A 279-nucleotide genomic window follows, 5' to 3' on the forward strand; every position below is an offset into this window, starting at 1 on the left:
AGGGGACGCCCGGCAGGACGTAGATGTTCTCGACGACGCATCCCGGTGCGACCCCGACGCCGTTGTTGAGCGGACGGGCCCCGGCCGGCAGATCGGCCGTCCCGGCGGTGAGATCGGAGCACGCGTAATCGCGCTCGTCATCGAGCCACTCGAGGGCGGCCTCGGACGTTTCGAGCGGCTGTCCGACGGCCGCGGCGACGGCCGCCATCGTCCGGTCGTCGTGGGTCGGGCCGAGTCCGCCGGTCACGACCACGGCGTCGTACTCGGCGGCGTACTCGT

The 279-nt window shown here is 72.4% G+C and carries 1 protein-coding gene; it reads right to left on the minus strand.

Annotation, left to right across the window (positions count from 1 at the left end; genetic code table 11):
* On the minus strand, window positions 1-279 hold a 279-nt coding region (locus ACP7FG_RS13005), incomplete at both ends, for a molybdopterin-binding protein (RefSeq protein WP_439226627.1).

Origin of the sequence: Idiomarina sp. ST10R2A5 (genome assembly GCF_051842325.1) — a bacterium.
Lineage (GTDB): Bacteria > Pseudomonadota > Gammaproteobacteria > Enterobacterales > Alteromonadaceae > Idiomarina > Idiomarina abyssalis.